The 15,794-nt window shown below is 58.5% G+C and carries 15 protein-coding genes; 8 read left to right on the top strand and 7 right to left on the bottom strand.

The window, feature by feature from the left end:
- The first annotated feature begins 98 nt into the window (after window positions 1-98).
- Both PVE98_RS12745 and mgsA read left to right on the top strand, forming a co-directional pair.
- A complete protein-coding gene (locus tag PVE98_RS12745; RefSeq protein WP_033751165.1) occupies window positions 99-740 on the top strand; it encodes a DUF2057 family protein in 642 nt (213 codons plus the stop codon).
- Between the two features lie 68 nt (window positions 741-808).
- Entirely contained in the window at window positions 809-1,267 is a 459-nt protein-coding gene (mgsA, locus tag PVE98_RS12750) for a methylglyoxal synthase (RefSeq protein WP_096072910.1), read from the top strand.
- Here mgsA and helD read toward each other — a convergent pair whose 3' ends face one another.
- Complete coding sequence (gene helD / locus PVE98_RS12755) at window positions 1,268-3,322, bottom strand: DNA helicase IV (protein ID WP_096072909.1); 2,055 nt, start codon at window positions 3,320-3,322, stop codon at window positions 1,268-1,270. It abuts the gene before it with no gap.
- 124 nt (window positions 3,323-3,446) lie between these two features.
- Between helD and PVE98_RS12760 the strand changes: the two genes are divergently transcribed.
- Both PVE98_RS12760 and yccS read left to right on the top strand, forming a co-directional pair.
- Window positions 3,447-3,890, top strand: a complete 444-nt coding sequence (locus PVE98_RS12760) for a YccF domain-containing protein (RefSeq protein ID WP_096072908.1) — start codon at window positions 3,447-3,449, stop codon at window positions 3,888-3,890.
- 9 nt (window positions 3,891-3,899) lie between these two features.
- Window positions 3,900-6,038, top strand: coding sequence for a YccS family putative transporter (gene yccS / locus PVE98_RS12765; protein WP_096072907.1), 2,139 nt, complete (start codon window positions 3,900-3,902; stop codon window positions 6,036-6,038).
- Here the strand turns inward: yccS and PVE98_RS12770 are convergent.
- Window positions 6,035-6,646: a TfoX/Sxy family DNA transformation protein gene (locus tag PVE98_RS12770; protein ID WP_096072906.1), complete on the bottom strand. Its 612-nt coding sequence runs from the start codon at window positions 6,644-6,646 to the stop codon at window positions 6,035-6,037. The genes yccS and PVE98_RS12770 overlap by 4 nt on opposite strands.
- A 209-nt stretch (window positions 6,647-6,855) precedes the next feature.
- On the opposite strand from PVE98_RS12770, the gene sulA reads away from it, so the two are divergent.
- Together sulA and ompA are read left to right on the top strand one after the other, a co-directional pair.
- On the top strand, window positions 6,856-7,347 hold the full coding sequence (gene sulA / locus PVE98_RS12775) for an SOS-induced cell division inhibitor SulA (protein ID WP_033751179.1): 492 nt from the start codon (window positions 6,856-6,858) through the stop codon (window positions 7,345-7,347).
- Window positions 7,348-7,700: 353 nt separating this feature from the next.
- Entirely contained in the window at window positions 7,701-8,768 is a 1,068-nt protein-coding gene (ompA, locus tag PVE98_RS12780) for a porin OmpA (protein WP_033751180.1), read from the top strand.
- A 72-nt stretch (window positions 8,769-8,840) separates the two neighbouring features.
- Here ompA and matP read toward each other — a convergent pair whose 3' ends face one another.
- Window positions 8,841-9,308 (bottom strand): macrodomain Ter protein MatP, encoded by a 468-nt coding sequence (gene matP / locus PVE98_RS12785; protein WP_147632222.1) that lies wholly within the window; start codon window positions 9,306-9,308, stop codon window positions 8,841-8,843.
- Window positions 9,309-9,470: 162 nt separating this feature from the next.
- Here matP and PVE98_RS12790 point away from each other — a divergent pair, with 162 nt between their 5' ends.
- Both PVE98_RS12790 and fabA read left to right on the top strand, forming a co-directional pair.
- The gene (locus tag PVE98_RS12790; RefSeq protein WP_227741508.1) at window positions 9,471-11,228 is read left to right on the top strand and encodes a Lon protease family protein; all 1,758 of its coding nucleotides are present in this window, start codon (window positions 9,471-9,473) and stop codon (window positions 11,226-11,228) included.
- 67 nt (window positions 11,229-11,295) lie between these two features.
- Window positions 11,296-11,814: a bifunctional 3-hydroxydecanoyl-ACP dehydratase/trans-2-decenoyl-ACP isomerase gene (gene fabA, locus PVE98_RS12795; protein WP_033751185.1), complete on the top strand. Its 519-nt coding sequence runs from the start codon at window positions 11,296-11,298 to the stop codon at window positions 11,812-11,814.
- A gap of 57 nt (window positions 11,815-11,871) precedes the next feature.
- On the opposite strand, the gene rmf is transcribed toward fabA, so the two are convergent.
- From rmf to pqiA, 4 genes are all read right to left on the bottom strand, one after another.
- Entirely contained in the window at window positions 11,872-12,039 is a 168-nt protein-coding gene (rmf, locus tag PVE98_RS12800; protein ID WP_072010433.1) for a ribosome modulation factor, read from the bottom strand.
- A gap of 277 nt (window positions 12,040-12,316) precedes the next feature.
- Complete coding sequence (pqiC, locus tag PVE98_RS12805) at window positions 12,317-12,883, bottom strand: membrane integrity-associated transporter subunit PqiC (protein WP_033751188.1); 567 nt, start codon at window positions 12,881-12,883, stop codon at window positions 12,317-12,319.
- Complete coding sequence (gene pqiB / locus PVE98_RS12810; RefSeq protein WP_033751191.1) at window positions 12,880-14,523, bottom strand: intermembrane transport protein PqiB; 1,644 nt, start codon at window positions 14,521-14,523, stop codon at window positions 12,880-12,882. The genes pqiC and pqiB overlap by 4 nt, the downstream gene beginning before the upstream one ends.
- Entirely contained in the window at window positions 14,510-15,778 is a 1,269-nt protein-coding gene (pqiA, locus tag PVE98_RS12815; protein WP_096072904.1) for a membrane integrity-associated transporter subunit PqiA, read from the bottom strand. The genes pqiB and pqiA overlap by 14 nt, the downstream gene beginning before the upstream one ends.
- Window positions 15,779-15,794 lie beyond the last annotated feature (16 nt).

Consider the following 15,794-nt stretch of genomic DNA (forward strand, 5'->3'; position numbering starts at 1 on the left):
TGCACTGGCGCACAGAAATATATGTTCAAATGTAAATTTACTGCCATAATGTAAGAATTTGCTACACACAAAACTTTGCGCCCTATTCTGGAGTCTACATGAAACTCTCTCTGGTCGTGACGGGGTTGACTGTTCTCCTCGTCTCGGCAACCTGTCAGGCCATCACGCTGAAGCTTGATCCGCAGATCGATCTGCTGGTGCTGGACGGGCGCAAAATTTCCGGTTCGCTGCTGAAAGGCGCCGACAGTCTTGAGCTGGAGCGCGGGCAGCATCAGTTTCTCTTCCGCGTCGAACAGCTGCGCGACGCGCGCAAAGACGCGTCGCTGCGCTATCAGTCTGCGCCGATGATCGTCACCTTCAACGCCCAGGTCAAAACCATCACCATCCGCCTGCCCGCGCTAGAAAATCGCCGCGAGCGCCATCACTTCGATCGCACGCTCAATTTTCAGCTGGTCGACGAACACGGCAAAGAGATCGATATTCGGCGCGATCGTCTGCCGCTCTCTGCGGAAAGCGATATGGAAAAGGCGATGATCCTCTATAACCGCAACGGCCAGGTCGCCTCCGTACCCCATTTCGCCGCCGTGCGCGACGGTGCGGCAAACCTGCCGCCCGTCGAGGCGGAATTCGTCTGGATAGACGAAGCGCAGTCGCCCGCGATTAAGCGCTGGTTTCACCGCTTCGATCAGGCGACCCGCCAGCAGTTTATGTCGCTGGTCAAATTGTTAAGGACAAGTTGATAGGCGGGAAAGACGCAGGGTAAACTCGTGCCACTCTTCTTCGCACGCGACTTCACCAGGACGTCTTTATGGAACAGACCACCCGCACGCTTGGCCTTAGCAAACATATCGCGCTGGTTGCGCACGACCACTGCAAGGCCTCGCTGCTCGACTGGGTAAAACAGAACCAGCCCACGCTTGAACCTCACACGCTTTACGCCACCGGCACCACCGGCAATCTGATTAGTCGCCATACCGGACTGAACGTGAACGCAATGCTGAGCGGCCCGATGGGCGGCGATCAGCAGGTGGGCGCGCTGATCGCGGAAGGCAAAATCGACGTGCTGATCTTTTTCTGGGATCCCCTTAACGCGGTGCCGCACGATCCCGATGTTAAGGCGCTGCTGCGCCTCGCCACCGTCTGGAACATTCCGGTTGCTACCAACCGCGCCACGGCCAACTTTATTATTCAGTCGCCGCTGTTTGCCCAGCCGGTAGAGATCGCCATCCCCGATTATCAGCGCTATCTGCAGGCGCGCCTGAGCTAATCAGGCTTTACGCAGCAGCGGCACGCCGAGCTGACGAAACGCCTCGACAAAGCGCGAAGGCTGTTCGCGATCGTAGAGCATCCATACCTGCTGGCGCGCGCGCGTTAACGCCACATAGGCCAGACGCCGCTCCTCCGCATCCGGAAAATCCTCCGGCTGCGGCAGCAGTCCCTGCTCGATCACCGATTCGCGCGCCTCGGCGGGAAAGCCCTCTTTTCCCGCCTGCAATCCCAGCAGAATAACAAAATCCGCTTCCTGTCCTTTACTGGCGTGAATGGTCATAAAGTCGAGGTTGAGCTTCGGCCAGCGGGTTTTGGCTTTATCCAGCACATCCGGGCGCAGATGGTGATAGCGCGCCAGCAGCAGCACGCGCTCATCAGGTTTCACGTAGCCGCTCAGCTTGTTCAGCAGCGGCTCCAGCTGCTCCTGCGGCAGCAGGCCTGCGGCTTTTTTGCTGCCTTTGATCAGGCTGTTGAGCGGCTTGCGCAGCTGGTGCGGGTTCTGCTGGACAAAGCGGTTAGCGATATCGCCGATGCGATCGTTAAAGCGATAGGTGGTATCCAGCACGCAGCGATCGCCGTCGCCGAAGTAGTGATGAAAGGCGGTGGTCAGCGTCATCTCTGCGCCGGTGAAGCGATAGATCGCCTGCCAGTCGTCGCCCACGGCGAACAGCGTGGCGCGCTTGTTCTGCTGGCGCAGCGCCGCCAGCAGGGCGGCGCGCTGCGGCGAAATATCCTGAAATTCGTCTACCAGAATATGCTTCCACGGGCTGATAAAGCGTCCTTTGTCGAGGATCGCTACGGCCTGATGGATCAACCCGGAAAAATCGACCGCGACCTCCTCTTTCAGCGCGCTTTTCCAGGCTTTCAGCAGCGGCGCCATCAGCTTCACTCGCTTGCTGAACAGCTCGCGCACCTCTTCCGGCGCGTCAGCGATCATCGCCGCCTGCGCGCCGCCGTGCATGCGCATCAGTCCCAGCCAGCGTTCGAGGCGCGACGCCAGCCGTTTCGCCAGCCGATCGTCCTGCCAGAAGTGCCCTTCAGGCAGCTCCCACTCCAGCTCGTCGCGCAGCCACTGACGCCAGCCGTTCGCCTGCGCCTTCTTCTCGTCGCACTGCTGACGCCAGGTGTCGATCAGCAGCGCGTGACGCGCCGCGATATCGCCCTCCAGCTTGCTGACGACCGGCTGCTTATTGCTGCCTTCGCGGATAATGTGCAGCGCCAGCGCGTGAAAGGTGCGCGCCTGAATGTCGGCGACGCCCAGCCGTGATCGAATGCGATCGTTCATCTCTTCCGCCGCCTGCCGCCCAAACGCCAGCAGCAGAATCTGATCGGGCGCGGCCAGCTTGCGCCGCAGCAGCCAGCCCGCCCGCGCCACCAGCACCGAGGTTTTGCCGCTGCCTGCGCCCGCGAGCACCAGCACCGCATCTTCGCCGTTCACCACTGCTTCGCTCTGCGACACGTTGAGCGGCGAAGATTCCACCGAGGCGAAAAAGTCGTGATGCGCGCTGAGCATGCGCGCCGTCCAGTCGCGGTTGCGCTGGCGCAGCGCCGCGTCGCCCTGCTCCAGCCAGCGCTGGCAAAGCAGGTAAGGCTCGCGGCAGTCGCTGAACTCTTCCAGGCGCGCCAGCGGCAGCGGCAGCGCGGCGAACTGTTTTTCGATGGTGGCGCGCAGCGCCTGCAGCTCGCTGCGCCTGATCCAGCGATCCTGCTCGCCGAAGCGCGCGATCTCCTGCCTGAGTTCGTCTAGCACCCCGGCGCAGATCGCGCTCATCTCGGCGCTCCACGCCTGCCAGGCCTGCAGCAGATAGTGGTAGAAGCGCTGCGTCTCCTGCCATTCGGTGCCGTGCAGCCGCACTACTTTGTCGTCAGGGAGTAAAAATTCCAGCTCGCCCCAGACCATGCCGCGCTTGCAGCTGATATTGAGCAGCTCGTTGAAAGGAATCAGGTATTCGTGCCGGTCGCCGCTTACTTCCACCCCAGCCGCCAGCAGGCGTACCCGGTTATAGGGATGCTGGGCAAGCCGTTTGCCCATCGATGTCGCTTTGAGTTCCATGTCCACACCGTCGAACCTGGGAAAAGAATATCGGGAGTTTACCTGTCAGACTCTTGGCGCTCCAGCCTTAAAACAGGCTAAACTTGGCGGCACATCTTGCGGAAAGCAAAAGGAAAAAAACGCCATGCGCACTGTGTTGAACATTCTCAATTTTATTCTCGGCGGGTTTATCACCACCCTTTGCTGGCTGTTCGCCACGCTGGTGAGTATCGTCCTGATCTTTACCCTGCCGCTGACGCGCTCCTGCTGGGAAATCACCAAACTCTCTCTGCTGCCTTACGGCAACGAGGCGTTGCACGTGGACGTGCTGCGACCGGAGAGTAAAAGCGCGCTGCTCAACACCGGCGGCACCTTCCTCAATATTTTCTGGCTGATCTTTTTCGGCTGGTGGCTCTGCCTGACCCATATCTCCACCGGCATCGTGCAGTGCATCAGCATCATCGGCATTCCGGTGGGCCTCGCCAACTTTAAAATCGCCGCCATCGCGCTCTGGCCGGTCGGCCGCCGCGTGGTCTCGGTTGAAGAAGCCCGCGCCGCGCGCGACGCCAGCGCCCGTCGGCGCTACTGAGGCCGCTATATGATGTCCAAAGCCTTGCCGGGCTGGCGCAACTATCTCTTTAACAGCAGCTGGCGTTATCTGCTGCGCATCTTTCTGGCGCTGACCGGCTGCGCGGCGGTGCCCTGGTGGCTGCATCAGATCGACTGGACCATTCCGCTGACGCTCGGCGTGGTGGCCGCGGCGCTGGCCGATCTCGACGATCGCCTTACCGGTCGACTGCGCAATCTGCTGATTACCCTGCTCTGCTTCTGTATCGCCTCGGTGTCGGTAGAGCTGCTGTTTCCCCATCCGCTGGCCTTTATGGCCGGTCTGGCGCTCTCCACCTGGGGCTTTATTCTGCTGGGCGCGCTCGGCCAGCGCTACGCCACCATCGCCTTTGGCGCGCTGCTGATTGCGGTTTACACCATGCTGGGCATCGGGCTTTTTTCGCAGTGGTATATGCAGCCGATACTGCTGCTGGTCGGGGCGCTCTGGTACAACGTGCTGACGCTGCTCGGCCATTTGATGTTCCCGGTGCGGCCGGTGCAGGAACAGCTGGCGGGGAGCTACGCGCAGCTGGCGCAGTACCTTGAAGCCAAGGCGAATCTGTTCGATCCCGACGGCGAGGCGCAGGATGACGCCACCCTGATCCGCACCGCGATGGTCAACAGCCAGCTGGTGGCGCAGCTAAACCTGACTAAAAGCACGCTGCAGAGCCGCCTGCGCGGCGATCGCGGATCGCGCAGCACCCGCCGCAGCCTGCACTACTACTTTGTCGCGCAGGATATCCACGAGCGCGCCAGCTCCTCTCATCTGCAGTATCATCTGCTGCGCGACGACTGGCGCTACAACGAGATCCTGTTCCGCTTTCAGCGGCTGCTGAATATGCAGGCGCAGGCGTGCCGCCAGCTCTCTCAGTGTATTTTGCTGCGCGAGCGCTGGGAGCATGACCCGCGCTTCGAGCGCGCCTTCGATCGCCTGCAGACGGCGCTGGAGCGCCTGCAGCAAAACGAGCCTGACGCGCCTCATCTGCGCCCGCTGTTCTGGCTGTTGCGTAATTTGCGCGCCATCGACGCGCAGCTGGGATCGATAGAGTCTGAGCAGTCTTTAGCCAGCGAAAACCTGGCGGGCGATAACCGATTGTCGCGCGAAGGGCTCAGCGGCTGGAGCGACATTCGCCTGCGTCTGAGCCGACACATGTCGCCCGCCTCGGCGCTGTTCCGCCACGCGGTGCGCATGACGGTGGTGCTCTGTATCGGCTACGGCTTTATTCAGATTACCGGCCTCGATCGCGGCTACTGGATCCTGCTTACCAGCCTGTTTGTCTGCCAGCCTAACTATAACGCCACGCGGCGCAGGCTCGCGCTGCGTATCGGCGGTACGTTGGCGGGCATCGCCATCGGCCTGCCGGTGCTCTGGCTGGTGCCGTCGACCGAAGGCCAGCTGGTGCTGATCGTGGTCAGCGGCGTGCTGTTTTTCGCCTTTCGTCAGGTGCAGTACGCGCAGGCGACGCTGTTTATTACGCTGCTGGTGCTGCTCTGCTTTAATTTGCTGGGAGAAGGATTCGAGGTGGCGCTGCCGCGCATCGTGGACACGCTGCTGGGATGCGCGCTCGCCTGGCTGGCGGTGGCGTTTATCTGGCCCGACTGGCGTTTTCGCCAGCTGCCCGCCGTGGCGACGCGCACCCTGAATGCCAACTGCCGCTATCTGGATGCGATTATGGAGCAGTATCACCAGGGAAAAGACAACCGCCTCGCCTATCGTATCGCGCGCCGCGACGCCCACAACGCCGATGCGGAGCTGGCTTCGGTGGTTTCCAATATGAGCGGCGAGTCGCGAACGCAGCAGAAACATAAAGAGTCCGCTTTCCAGCTGCTCTGCCTGAACCACTCTTTCCTGAGCTATATCTCTGCGCTGGGCGCGCACCGCGATAAGCTGAACGACGGCGCGCTGCTGACGCTGCTCGACGATACGGTCTGCTATGTCGAAGATGTGCTGCAAACCGAGGTGGTGAGCGACGCCGAAGCGGAAGCGATGCAGAGCGCGCTAACGCAGCGCATTAGCGATATGGCTGCCAATCAGGAGACGCGCGCTCCGCTGGTGCTGCAGCAGCTCGGCTTGCTGGTCGCCCTGCTGCCGGAGATCGCCCGTCTGCGCCGGACGCTGGCGGAGCCTTAAGAAGCATCGCCTTTTAACGTCTCCTGATACCATTCATTCAGTTCCGCCCTGACCGTTTGCGGCAGGGCGGCTTCATGACGCCCTTCTATTGCCCCTTCCAGCGCCAGCAAGGTTTTAAAGCCGATGTGCTGATTGATCGCTCTGAGCCTGAGCCAGCACCGTTTTGATCCCAGCTCCCTCAGATGGCGCACGGTCCTCACCCCCGCCTCGTGCAGCAAGAGCTCCATGCGTAGGCTAAGGTTGGGCAGATCTTTCAGCCGCAGCGGCCGCTGTTTGGCCAGCGTCTCCTGTCGGGCGGTGCGCAGTGAAGCGGCGGAGAGCGACAACAGCTGGTCAGGATCGCTCCAGAGCGCGTCGTCGACGCGATAGTAGTTAAGGCTCACCTCGGTGCCGCGCTTGCGAAACACCAGCGGCTGCATCGGCTGCCGCGCTGCATATTTCCTCAGCGCTTCGCTGGCGCGCAGATAGAGCGCGTCGTCATTGATGAGAGCGAAAACGACTTTTTCCACCGCCAGCGCATAGCCGCCGAACTGAGTGCGCGACTCGATGTGGCCTAGCGCGGCCAGACGATTGCGGGACCGTTCTACAACAGGGTGCTGTTTTTTCATGACACGCTCTCCTTGTGTGCAATTAATAAAAAACCATCACTATCAATCCGTTAGAGATATAGAAAAAATCAATTAAGGGTTCAATTAATTCTTTTGTTCGAGCCCGACCTTCTCTCTTTTTTGCGAGCCGTTTTCCAAATTTGAGGTTGATCTTTATCCAGGAAGTCATTACTGTATATCCATACAGTCCAATGCTGAGTGGTTAACTTATGCGCACCCAACACTTTAATAATGCAGGCTTCGCTCACCGTCACGTATCCGCTACCAAACCGTCGCAGCACAGCGGCTGGATTACGGAACTGCGCTATAGCGAACAGCCTGGCATGATGCAAATGTTGCTGCTGCCGTTACTGCAACAGCTCAGCCAGGAGTCTCGCTGGCAGCTGTGGCTGACGCCCGCGCACAAGCTCAATCGCGCCTGGCTGCAGCAGTCGGGTCTGCCGCTGGAAAAAAGCATGCACGTCGCGGATTCCGAGCGCTGCACCTCTGTGGAGGCGATGATTAAAGCTTTGCGCACAGGGAATTACAGCGTCGTGCTGGCGTGGATACCTTACGATCTGGATGAGGAAGAGCGGCGCGAATTAGAACAGGCTGCGGCGGAAGGCAAAGCGCTAGGGTTGATTATGCGTCCAAATGGGACGACCGAACGCACGCTGCGACCAAATAAAGGACTAAAAATTCAGTCGGATTTGTTTCATTAAGTAAAAATAGGATTTTTCTCGCGCCATTTACCTTTTTTGTTTCAGCTAAGCCACTGATTCTTTTCCCTCCAGCTTTGACAATGGTTTAGCTGCATTTTGCCTTAAAGCGCGACGGCATTAAGGCCGGGCAAAATGTTAGAATATGTGTATAAAGCCCTGTTTTTTTGCAGCATCCCCTCACATCATACTTGTAACTTTCCAATCTCGTTGTAGACTTTACCTCGCCAGGGTGCTCAATAATCTCCGTTTTTTAATCGGTAGAGTCATAAGCGAGCGTATTAACCCGGCGAAGGATTACAACCAAGAGCATCCCTTTTTGCTCATTGCCTATTTGGATGATAACGAGGCGCAAAATGAAAAAGACAGCTATCGCAATTGCAGTGGCACTGGCTGGCTTCGCTACCGTAGCGCAGGCCGCTCCGAAAGATGACACCTGGTATACCGGTGCTAAACTGGGCTGGTCTCAGTATCACGATACTGGTTACTACGGTAACGGTTATGGCAACAATAATGGCCCGACTCACGAATCTCAGCTTGGCGCTGGTGCATTCGTAGGTTACCAGGCTAACCCGTACCTGGGCTTCGAGCTGGGTTACGACTGGCTTGGCCGTATGCCGAACAAAGGCACCGTAAACAACGGCGCATTCAAAGCACAGGGCGTTCAGCTGGCTGCTAAACTGAGCTATCCGATCACTGACGATCTGGATGTCTACACCCGTCTGGGTGGTATGGTATGGCGCGCTGACGCAACTCAGAACAACGCTGTCAACGGCCGCATCAGCGACCACGACACCGGCGTTTCTCCGCTGGCAGCAGTGGGTGTTGAATACGCTCTGACTCAGAACTGGGCAACTCGTCTGGACTACCAGTGGGTTAACAACATCGGCGACGCACAGACCGTTGGCGCACGTCCTGACAACGGCATGCTGAGCGTAGGCGTTTCATACCGCTTCGGTCAGGATGAAGCAGCACCGGTTGTAGCTCCGGCTCCGGCTCCGGCTCCAGTTGTTGAAACCAAGCGTTTCACCCTGAAGTCTGACGTGCTGTTCACCTTCAACAAATCTACCCTGAAGCCGGAAGGCCAGCAGGCTCTGGATCAGCTGTACAGCCAGCTGAGCTCAATGGATCCGAAAGATGGTTCAGTCGTCGTTCTGGGCTTCACTGACCGCATCGGCTCTGAGCAGTACAACCAGAAACTGTCTGAGAAACGCGCTCAGTCAGTGGTTGACTACCTGGTATCTAAAGGTATCCCGTCTAACAAGATCTCTGCACGTGGCATGGGCGAATCTAACCCAGTTACCGGCAACACCTGTGACAGCGTGAAAGGCCGTCAGGCTCTGATCGACTGCCTGGGTCCGGACCGTCGCGTAGAAATCGACGTGAAAGGTATCAAAGACGTTGTAACTCAGCCGCAGGCTTAAGTTACTCCGTAAGAAAAAACCCCGCAAAGCGGGGTTTTTTTATGTCTGCTGTTTATCCTTTAACGCACCGCGCTAGTCGCTGCCCGTTTCTGATTTGCCGAGAATCGCCTGCAGATCCTGTTTCAGACTCGACATTTGGGTAGCGTATTTCTCTTTACGTTCGGCATCTTCGATCAGCTGAACGATAGTTTCCGACAGCGTGCAACCGCGACGCTGCGCCAGCCCTGCCAGACGCTGCCACACCAGATATTCCAGATCGATCGATTTCTTACGCGTATGCTGATGCTCAGCGTTGAAGTGTCGCTTGCGGCGCGCGCGAATCGTCTGTTTCAGCCGATTATCCAGGTCCGGATGAATATGTTGCGCGATCCATTCAGCCACATCGACCGGACGGTTTTCCATTGCGAGCAGTTCATCCACGGCCGCCTGCGCGGCGCTGAGTTCAAGATGACGCGTGATCAGCTCGCCTTCCCGGTGCTTCTTCACCAGGTATTTCCATTTCCATCCACTTTCAAGATTTTCGAGTTGTTGGTATTTCATCGGAATCTCATCGTGACCGCGTAACAAATTTAGAATAACAGTTTTTTTGCTGGATGCAGTAAGGAAAAAGGCGTTGTATGTCTCAGGGTTAATCCGAACCATGCAGTGCTTAACAAAGGGGTTTCCTGTATAATCCCGCTTTTCTTTAATTAACCAAATGCGATTATTTTGACCAGCTCCCAACTTTCCTGGCAAGACCTGCAGCCGAATATTACCGGATACGCGTCCGTTTTCTCCCGTATTACCGAAGAAGAGACCGATAGCCTGGCGACGGTACAGCCGCGTTTGCTGAATGCGCTGGCCTGCCTCGATCAGCAAAGCGAGAGCTTTCCCCTTCTGCTGGTATGTAGTCAGGAGAACCTGGACTACCTGGCGCTTATCGCGCGCCAGATGGAGCGTATCGCTGACGAATCCACTGAGCTGTTCGGCGGACATTATCATATCATCGCGGATAACGTGACCCTTCAGCCGCCCGGCGATGCCTCGCATCCTTTTACCGGCAGCGGTCAGGTTCAGTTCGCAGAGTGGATTGAAAACGATCAGCTATTCGGCTGCGTGCGCCTGCACCGCGACCGACTGCAGCTTGAGCCAGGCCTGATTCACCGCGCCAACGGTGGAACGCTGGTGCTGTCGCTGCGCACCCTGCAGGCGCAGCCGCTGCTGTGGCTGCGGTTGAAACGCGCTATCCAGCTGGGCCGTCTGGAATGGCAGTCGCCCGATGAACGTCATCCTTTGCCGGTCTCTGTTCCCCCGCTTCCGCTTAGCCTGAAACTGGTGCTCTGCGGCGACCGCGATGCGCTGGCGGCGTTTCAGGAGAGCGATCCTGAACTGCACGAGATGGCGATCTATACTGAATTCGAAGAGAACATGCAGATTGTCGATGAAGACGACATGCTCGCCTGGTGCCGCTGGGCGCAGGATGTCGCGCTGCAGGCGGGACTGCCCGCTCCGCAGGCCGATTTCTGGCCGCCGCTGATCCGCGAAGCGGTGCGTTACACCGGCGATCAGGAAGTGCTGCCGCTCTGCCCGCGCTGGCTATTACGTCAGATGCGCGAAGCCTTCGCGCAGGAGAATGCGCTTAACGAGGCGGCGCTGGTCAGCGCCCTTGACGTGCGCACCTGGCGCGAAGCCTTCCTCGCCGAGCGCATGCGCGACGAAATTCTGCTGAAGCAGATCCTGATTGAAACCGAAGGCGAAGTCGTCGGTCAAATCAACGGTCTTTCCGTGGTGGAGTTTCCGGGCCATCCGCGCCCGTGGGGCGAACCTTCGCGCATTACCTGCGTAGTGCATCCGGGCGACGGCGAGTTTACCGACGTCGAGCGCAAAGCTGAACTGGGCGGCAACATCCATGCCAAAGGCATGATGATTATGCAGGCGTATCTTATCGCCGAGCTGGAGCTCGATCAGCAGTTGCCCTTCTCGGCTTCGCTGGTGTTTGAACAATCCTACTCGGAAGTCGACGGCGACAGCGCCTCTCTGGCGGAACTCTGCGCTCTCGTCAGCGCGCTGGCTAATCAGCCGATTAATCAGCAGATTGCGGTAACCGGATCGGTCGATCAGTTCGGCAACGTTCAGCCGGTAGGCGGCCTAAATGAGAAGATCGAAGGCTTTTTCACTATCTGCAACGAGCGCGAACTGACCGGCCAGCAGGGCGTGATTATTCCGGCGTGCAATGTGCGTCACCTCTGCCTGAGTCAGGAAGTGGTCGACGCCGTTGAACAGGGCCGTTTTCATATCTGGGCGATCGATCGCGCCGATGAGGCGCTGCCGCTGCTGACCGGCGTGGTCTGGCGCAGCGAAGAGGATAACGGCGACGCGCTGCTGCGCCGGATTCAGGATCGTATTACCCAACTCAATCAGCAGGAAGCGAGTCATCGCCCCTGGCCGCTTCGCTGGCTAAACTGGTTTAACCAGAACTGATTGAATTGCTCAGCGTACAGCTGTTCGCTAAACTTCGTGCTTCACTAAAACAAGGCTTATTGAAAACATGGTTGATAAACGCGAATCCTATAGCAAAGAGGACCTGATTGCGTCAGGTCGCGGTGAACTGTTTGGCGAGAACGGTCCGCCGCTTCCGTCAGGCAACATGTTGATGATGGACCGCGTGGTCAAGATGACCGAAGATGGCGGTAAGTTCGACAAAGGTTTCGTTGAAGCCGAGCTGGATATCAATCCGGACTTATGGTTTTTCGCCTGCCACTTTATCGGCGATCCGGTAATGCCGGGCTGTCTCGGTCTGGATGCGATGTGGCAGCTGGTAGGATTCTATCTGGGCTGGCTGGGCGGCGAAGGCAAAGGCCGCGCGCTGGGCGTCGGCGAGGTGAAATTCACGGGCCAGGTGCTGCCGACCGCGAAAAAAGTGACCTACCGCATTCACTTCAAGCGCGTCATTAACCGTAAGCTGGTGATGGGCGTCGCCGATGGCGAAGTCTTCGTTGATGGTAACCTGATTTACTCTGCCAGCGATCTGAAAGTCGGTCTGTTCAAAGACACCAACGCTTTCTGATAGCGCAAATGAAAACCTCCGCCAGCGCGGAGGTTTCTTCCTTTTCCTGACGGTCGATTACACCGTAACCGCCCTGTCCTCCATGGCTTGTCGCCAACCTCCCAACCAGTGAGACTTAGCCTCAATCATCTGATACGGACACATCTCTTTTGAGCGTCCTGTAATACCGGCCTGGTAGCCACGTGCATGAGCGCGTTCAAGGCGGTCTCGTTTCTGTCTCTTCATACTCCGTATCCCTCATATCAGGTCTGTGGAATCTGGTGGAAAGAAATAGAGTGGCGAATTATTACTCAGCCACCATTAAGTTCTACCTGCCCTGCCTCGAAAGGTCAATGCGCAAATTTCACGCCAGTGTCATCATTTTGACGCTAAATCGTTCTGTTTCTCTGTTGCGAAAAGTTGCAGGTTCGCTTATCGCCCTGAAGCGGCAACAAAAAAGCCCCCGATCGCCGCCGCTTTTCGCTGACGACAACCAGGGGCTGAGCAACATCTTTAGCGAATTTTATTCTGTGGTTATCGCTGCATTGGCGATTTGCTGCGCAGTTTGCTGCCAGCCGATAGCCAGAGTGCGCACCAGCGCGTCATAGCCATCTTCGTTCTGCGGCAGCGCCAGGTCGAATCCCTGCTTCACCACATGACCATTATGCTGCAGCACCCATTCGCCGCTCACCACGGCGCGCCCGTCATAGCGGCCCTGAAATCCGGTTACGGTCACGCTCAGCGTGTCATGCTTTTCGCCCAGCGGCGCGGCGGAAACCAGTCGACCCGGCAGCGCCTTGCTCAGGTTCGCCACCAGCGTTTGCTGGAGCTGCTGATCCAGCGGGCTGGCCCAGAGATTATTGGCGGCGATAACGTACTTCACGTCGCTGGTCTGATAGACCAGGCCGTTGCCCGCCAGGTAATCCGGTACCGCCACCTGCTGAACCCACAGCGCCGGCGGCTGCGCTTCGCCGCCGCTGCGTACCTGCATCGCTGCCGGCTTCGACGGCAGCTGGTAATAGGTGTTATCGATGGTGCTGCTGCATGCGCTTAACAGCAGCGCGGCGCAAAAAACGGCTCCTTTTCTCACTGTTTCGCCCTCTTTGGCTGTGGATCCTGACCCGGTTTGGCCTCAAAGACCAGCGCGTTGCTCTTGGTGTTCAAAGTTTTCAATACCGGCTGCAGTTCTCGCAGCACCTGATCGAGTCGCTGCATATCGCCCACCAGCTTGTTGTAGGCCGGTGAGCCAGGCTGCAGCCCCTTCATGCTGCGATTCAGCTCGCGCAGCGTTTGCTGCATATCTTCCGGCAGCGTTTTCATCGCCGGGCTGGCGGTGATCTGATTGAGGTTTTTCAGCGTGCCCTGCATTTCACGCAGCGTGCGCTGGCTCTCTTTCAGCGTGCCGGTCGCCTCGGTCACCACGTTGTTAAGCGGCAAGGCGTTGATCTTGTCGAGCGCCGCCACCAGTTTTTGCTGGATCTGACTCAGGCCGCCGCTGGTGGTCGGAATGATCTCGTAGCCTGCGATTTTGTTCGGGCCTTTATAGGCCGGCACGTTATCGTAGAAGTCGAGATCGATATAGAGCGAGCCGGAGAGCAGGTTGCCGGTTTTCAGCGAGGCGCGCAGGCCGCGTTTTTTGCCGTCCTGCAGATGCTGCTCCAGGTTAAAGTCCTGACCCAGTCTGGCGGTAAAGCGGTCAGGCTCAATGCGGATCAGCACCGGCACGCGATAGTCGTTATTCAACGCCTGATTCACCCCTTCGGTCATAAAGGGCGCCTGCGCCACCGTACCCAGACGGATGCCGCGGAACTCAACCGGCGCGCCCACCTGCAGGCCGCGAATCGAATCGGTGAAGAACATCAGGAAATCGACGTGATTAGTGTAGAGCGAATCCTGGATGCTGCGCTGATCGTCGAACAGATGATAGTCAGCGTTGTTCGCTGCCGCCTGGCCTAAATCCCAGCCGTCCGGCACGTCGAAACTGACGCCACCGCTGAACAGCGTAGTCAACGAGCCCATCTCGACGCGCATGCCCGATGCCGACATATCCACCGCGATGCCGCTGTCCTTCCAGAAACGTACATTGGTGGTCACCAGCCGATCGTAGGGCGCGGCGATAAACAGCTGGTAGGTCATCATACGCTTATCGGTATCGAAGGTGCTGGTCTCCACGGTACCGACGCGATAGCCGCGGAACAGCACCGGATCGCCGGCGTTGAGCTGTCCCGCTTTTTTGCTGTCGAGCGTAATGCGGATGCCTTTGGCGTCCGGCGGCGCCAGCGGCGGCGCGTCGAGCAGCTCATAGCGCTCTTTCGGTTCCTCTTTTTTGCCCGGCTGCAGTTCGATATAGGCGCCGGAGAGCAGCGTATTCAGACCGGTTACCCCTTCGCGACCAATCTGCGGCTTCACCACCCAGAACACGCTGTCGCCGTGCAGCAGCTTTTCCATGCCGGAGTTGAGCCGCGCGGTGATTTCAACGTGATGCAGGTCGTCGGTCAGCTCCGCTTTTTCCACCACGCCGACGTCAACGCTGCGGCTTTTGATGGTGGTTTTCCCCGCTTCGATACCTTCCGCGTTTTCCGTAATCAGGGTCACTTCCGGCCCGAGGTGGCTGAAGTGGTAAAACAGGATCCATCCACCGATCAACAGCGTCACGATGGGGACAATCCAGACCGGCGACCAGCGTTTAATCTGGTCGACTTTGGCATGGCCGTGGTTACTTTCCGTCAAGGCGCGGCTCCTTTGTAGTGTGTTCCCGTACGCGATCCCAGGTCAGGCGCGGGTCAAACGTCATGGCGGCGATCATGGTAAGGATCACCACCAGCGCAAACAGCAGCGCACCCGTTGCAGGATAAACATTCATCAGTTGCCCCATGCGCACCAGCGCAGAGAGCACGGCGATAACAAACACGTCGATCATCGACCAGCGGCCGACAAATTCGACGATTTCATAAATCAGATGCATCCGTTCGCTGTCGCGCTGGCCGCGCCCGCTGGCGTTCCAGCAGAGCCAGCCAATCGCCAGCATCTTCAGCGACGGCACCATGATGCTGGCGATAAAAATCACCAGCGCCACCGGATAAGATCCATCGCTCCAGAGCAGGATGACGCCCGCCATAATGTTAGACGGATAAGGCGTGCCGAGGGTCTCGGTCACCATAATCGGCAGCAGGTTGGCGGGAATATAGATAATCAGCGAGGTAAACAGCAGCGCCAGCGTCCACTGCAGGCTGTGCTTGCGGCGCGGCGCGGCGATCACGCCGCAGCGCGGACAGTCGGGTTGGTCCGCGGCCAGGATCGCGGTGCAGCACGGACAGGAGCGCATTCCCTGCTCCAGCCCGCTGACGCCCTTCTCCGGCGCATGCGGCAGCGGCGGCATCGGCGCGATCTGCTGCCACAGCCAGCGTCGATCCACGCACTGAAAGGCGCGCAGCTGCAGCAGGCAGAACAGGCACCAGGGCCAGAAGCTGGTCTCCAGACCGATATCGCCGTAGGCCATCAGCTTCACGAAGCTGACCAGCACGCCGGCCATAAAGATCTCCGCCATGCCCCAGCTGCGCAGCTGGAACAGGATGCGCGCCAGCCCCAGACGCAGGCTGACCGGCATTGGTATGCGGTTCACCAGCAGAATAATGGTCAGCATGCAGAGCGCAGGGATCGCCTGAACGAATGCCAGAAACAGCGTGGCCAGGCTGCTGTAATCCTCCGACACCATGACCTGCGGGATCTCCAGCAGCGAGATCTGGCTGCTGAGGCCCGCGACCTTCATGGTGATAAAGGGAAACAGGTTGGCCAGCAGCAGCATAAACAGCGCCGCCAGCGCGTAGCCGGTCGGCCGTTTGCGCGGCTCGGGCCAGTTCGCGGTCAGCACCGAATGGCAGCGCGGGCAGGACGCGCGGCTGCCCAGCGGCACGTCCGGCAGTTTTAACATCAAATCGCACTGTGGACAGAGCATCCACGCCTGACTTTCAGCGGCTGAACACATCCCGACTCCCTTATGG

Origin of the sequence: Pantoea sp. GABEPS69 (assembly GCF_045780835.1) — a bacterium.
Lineage (GTDB): Bacteria > Pseudomonadota > Gammaproteobacteria > Enterobacterales > Enterobacteriaceae > Pantoea > Pantoea septica.